This is a genomic window from Dolichospermum sp. UHCC 0260 (assembly GCF_009711985.1).
Lineage (GTDB): Bacteria > Cyanobacteriota > Cyanobacteriia > Cyanobacteriales > Nostocaceae > Dolichospermum > Dolichospermum lemmermannii.
Genome location: NZ_VIKZ01000041.1, coordinates 25699 through 29951, shown reverse-complemented (window position 1 = coordinate 29951; position 4253 = coordinate 25699). Strand labels below are relative to the sequence as shown.

Below are 4253 nucleotides of genomic sequence, written 5' to 3'. Positions count from 1 at the left end.
AGCTTTTATACAAAACTTCATTACGATTGGCTGCACCAAATTTTGGTAAAGAATTATCTAAATGAGGTGTGAGGGTAGCCGGAATATCAGTAGATACTTCTAATTCTTTTTCTAAATGTTGGAGAAGTTTATCTTGTTCAGTCCGAAAAGCTGATACATTTCCCCCACGATTGATAATTGTAAACCACACCAAACCGCGATCGCGTGTGGGGACAACTCCAGCTAAAGCACTAACATCATTGAGAGTACCGGTTTTCATCACAGTCGCTTTTGGCATATGTCGAGAATGTATTGTCCCTCGGTGGTCTAGTCCAGAGGTGGGAAATAAATCAGCCAAAGTCAACTGATAGGAACTAGCTTCCCGTTGCAATGCCATGAACATAGCACAAACACCTCTGGGAGAGATTCGATTTTCTTTCCCTAAACCAGAACCATTAATCAAGAGAATTTCTGACTTTGGGAATCTAGCAAGTTGGGATGCTGTGGTGCTAACTACATCTGCCCCTCCCACAGAATCGGCTAACATTTCCGCAATATCGTTATTACTAAAAACGTTCATTTCCTTAATGATTTTTTGCAAAGGTAAGGAAAGATGACGTACCAGTAAAGTTTGCCCAACTTTAGGTTGAAGCTCCACTTTAATATTACCAGCAATAATCACTTGGGGTTTAGGTGTTCCTTTGGGCATAATTGAGTATTGGAAAACCACAGAACGCGACCAAGTTTGGTGATTTAGTGCTTGTTTGAGTAATTGACCGGCAAGCAGGGGATGACGTTGGAAATTCATGGCAAAAGCCCCAGTAATTACCAAATTTCCCTTAACTTGCTTAATACCTATTTTATTCAGAGTATTTCCCAGAGCGATCGCTTCCTCCCCCACAAACATCGGATCACCACTACCAGTAATCACCAAATCACCCTGCACCACCCCATTTACTAACGGTCCAGTGCTACTAACTAAAGTCTCAAATTGGTGATTGGGTCCCCAAGCTTTAAAAGCTACCAACGAAGTAGCAACTTTAGTTAAGGAAGCAGCGGATAAAGGTACAGTCCCTTGATGATTAGCCATTAGCATTGGTCCCGACTGCAACCAAATCCCCTGAGAGGACATGAGAGTTTGGTCAATTAATTTTGATGTGATTAAACCCTTGAGATATTCTTGGACTGTAATAGCACCTGCTGGGCTGGGATCAGGGACAAGAATCAAGTTAGAGCTACCTTGCCAAGCCAAGACACTCAAGGCTTCTAAGGGTTGAATTGGCACCTTAGCCATTTCTAGCCATAGAGAAAACAAACCTGATCCTAATAATTCCAGCATATTTAAATTCCTGTATTGGTTAATTGGTAAGAGTTTTCTTTAAGTTCGTAAGCGTAAGCTATATTGTGAGACTATTTTTAACTTTTAATTCCCTCTTTTCTTAGCAACTTATACCAATATACGAGCCTGATTATATTTATCAGTATTGAGTCATAATAAAGTAATAATTCACCGAGTCAACAGAGTTAAGTTTCTCCCAAAATTATTACTTATGCAATACCTTGTCCATTTTTCGTAGGTTGGGTTAAGCGACAGCGCAACCCAACGGATCTGTTTGATTTAATGCTGATTGCTCTGCAACCCTAACGCGAACAACCCTAGCATTGCAGAAAAATAGCACAGGTATTCCCATAGTGCAAGTTTCATTTATTAGGAATAAAATATTTTGGCTAATTAATAACTTGGTATAAGTAGGTCAACATAATAAAACCAAATTGTGTAAAGAAAAGTAAAATCTCCAAAAACCTCTTCACTCTTGCATGAGTGCCTCTTGCCTCTTGCCTTTCCACAACGATAATTTTTAACGCCGACCTACTTAGGTTACTTTCTTTCTGGATGTGCCAATTCCTCTGGAGTGGGAACACCCACCTGATTAATTACCCCAATCATTTGATATAAACGCCCTAAATCTCGTTGATTAAAATTTAAAACTAACCGAGGCAAATTAGATGTTTCATCTTGTTCTTCCTGTGGTAATGCTTGGCTTTTCACAATTTCACCTGTCAGCAAAATATCACGGAACTGAGTATTAAGTAATTCCACTTGAGCATCTGATAAATCTTCTTGCAACCGGATCACCAACTTGTCACCAACATAACGACTAGAATGATAAACTCGGTAAAATCCAGTAATAGCATTACAGGCAACTTCAAGATTATCTGTAATAGTGTACAAACTCGGATCATCTGGACTAACAAGCCCTGTTTTTACCAATTTCTCATCAATATATTGACTCCAAGAACGCCAATAATCACCCCCTGGTTGATCAATTAACACCAAAGGAACTGGACCAAATTTACCTGTTTGGCTCAATGTCATACATTCAAAAGCCTCATCTTGAGTGCCAAAACCACCAGGAAACAAAGCCACAGCATCACTTTCTTTCAGAAGAAATAACTTGCGAGTGAAGAAGTATTTAAAATTAATTAGTTTAGCATCACCTTCAATAATTGGGTTAGCTTGTTGCTCAAAAGGTAACTGAATATTTAAACCAAAGGAATTTTCCCTCCCAGCGCCTTCTTGACCAGCTTGCATAATCCCACCACCACCACCTGTCATAATCATAAATCCTAGCGCAGAAACAGCCCGACTAAATTGCAGAGCCACTTGATATGCTGGTGTATCTGGTGCTAGACGCGCTGAACCAAAAATAGTAATTTTCCGCACATGACGGTAGTTATAAAATAACTGGAAACCACATTCCATATCTGCTAAAGCAGCAGATAATATTTTCCAATCAAGACGTTCAATATCACTATCAGCAAGACGCAAAATTGTAGATAGGGACTGCTGAATAAATTGCCGATGTTTTAGTGTCGGTAAACGGTCTATTAATTCCGCAATATCCGCTTGAAGAGAATCTAATGAAGAAAAGGACGCTTCAGAGGTCATACTTACTGCCGCAATAATGGCATTATATTTTAACCAAAGTTGCTAATACAGTAAAGGGTAGGTCAACTAACAATAATTAAAAATCCCTAAAGGGCTGATGTAATATGCTTTTTGACGTTTGCCTCACCGTACTAGCAACTTACGTTATTTTACATGATACTTCCTATATTGACCGTAATTATTACAATACAGGCTTCTCAGTAACTAAGCTTTACTTGACTAACAATCACAACGGAAATGTCCGAAAGTGTTACTGAAACCAGGCTTTTTCTATTATTTAAGAAATATAGGCAAAGCAACATTTTCGTCCCTTGACACTCCCCACGATAAATCGACGGGGATTCTTGGTTCAACGAGACCACTTAAACTAGGTTCCTTGCGTTACCTAGCGAGCGAGGTGGGACTCTCCCCAAGCGTTAACTTTGGGTATGCCCTACCCTAGTTGCATTGCTGCAAGTCCTGTTTAGTTTGAAACAAATAGTTCAAAAATCTGAGTCGTCACGCTCGGTATAAATCTTTTACCTACTGCTAGGAGGAAAACGTGAACAATGCAGTAGAACCGCATAGATTTAATTGTCAAGGTTCAGGTGTCTTTCGACGACAAGGTTTTTTAAGTGGTTGATTACCTTTCCACTATCATTAGTATAGTGTATTGGTACACTAATTAATTGAAAGCCGTCGGAGAACGACGGGGCTTTAAACCCAATTTTTCGGTAAATGAATAACTCAAGGAGAGTTTGTTGTCTATTGGGCTTCAAAGATACTTTTCCAAAGTGGTAGCTAAAGTGGTTTTAGGTACAGCACCGACAACCATATCTACCTTGTCTCCATCTTTGAAAATCATTAATGTAGGAATACTGCGAATACCGTACTGACTAGCAATATTCGGATTTTCATCAGTATTGACTTTCACAACCTTAATTTGTCCTTCGTACTGCTCGGCAATTTCTTCGACAACAGGAGCTACCATACGACATGGACCACACCAAGGGGCCCAAAAATCAACTAATACGGGAACTTCACTTTCGAGGACATCTACCTTAAAACTTGCATCTGTAACGTTTGTCGCTGCTGACATACCTAAAAACCTTTACATGAGATATTTCTGAGCTTGGTGAAAATTCTACCATAGCAAAAACATCCTCTTAGAGATAAAGGATATACATTTGCAAAAAAACTAGAAAACTAATGCAGACCATAAGGAACCGCCCGAACATTAGTCCGGGCGGAGTGTGGTGTGAGGAGTGAACGGAAACATTTGTCTCCGCCACCTCTATTGTAGGCTAGATATGTGATTTTTCCAGTCATTCTCAAAGTTGTTGTT

At 39.5% G+C, this 4253-nt stretch carries 3 protein-coding genes; all 3 read right to left on the bottom strand.

Translation table 11 applies throughout. From position 1 onward, the window contains the following. Positions 1-1318: D-alanyl-D-alanine carboxypeptidase (locus FJR08_RS15890; RefSeq protein ID WP_015079068.1), on the bottom strand; the 1318-nt coding region annotated here is incomplete at its 3' end. Between the two features lie 540 nt (positions 1319-1858). Further along, positions 1859-2929, bottom strand: coding sequence for an LOG family protein (locus tag FJR08_RS15885; protein WP_168633816.1), 1071 nt, complete (start codon positions 2927-2929; stop codon positions 1859-1861). Positions 2930-3683: 754 nt separating this feature from the next. Then, positions 3684-4007 carry a thioredoxin gene (gene trxA / locus FJR08_RS15880; protein WP_015079070.1) on the bottom strand — a complete coding sequence of 108 codons (324 nt, stop codon included), beginning with the start codon at positions 4005-4007 and terminating at the stop codon, positions 3684-3686. Positions 4008-4253: the final 246 nt, after the last annotated feature.